The organism is Oleiphilus sp. HI0066 (genome assembly GCF_001635725.1).
Window position 1 is genome coordinate 1 of record NZ_LWFH01000878.1, and the last position, 282, is coordinate 282.

The window sequence follows — 282 nt, forward strand, 5'->3', positions numbered from 1 at the left end:
CTATCAGTGTGAGTGGAAAACGGCAGTTGAAAATGAAGAGTCGCGTAAGCGCTTCCGTCAGTTCGTAAACGCGGCTGATGCGACTGATCCTAACATCGTATTTGTTCAAGAAAGAGATCAAATTCGTCCAGCAACAGAGCAAGAAAAACAATCAGGTGATCTGATTGCGACGGATAAAGCCCTTGCTGAAGATGCTTTGGCTTAATACATAAGCCTCTAACGAATTAAGAACGAATGATATAAGAGAGAAAATGATGTCTAGCAATGAAAACTGGGTTTCTA

At 41.5% G+C, this 282-nt stretch carries 1 protein-coding gene; it reads left to right on the forward strand.

Annotated features, from left to right (window positions below; translation table 11 throughout):
* Positions 1 to 205 (forward strand): hypothetical protein (locus A3738_RS10060; RefSeq protein WP_156504178.1); only part of this gene is annotated, 205 nt, incomplete at its 5' end.
* Positions 206 to 282 lie beyond the last annotated feature (77 nt).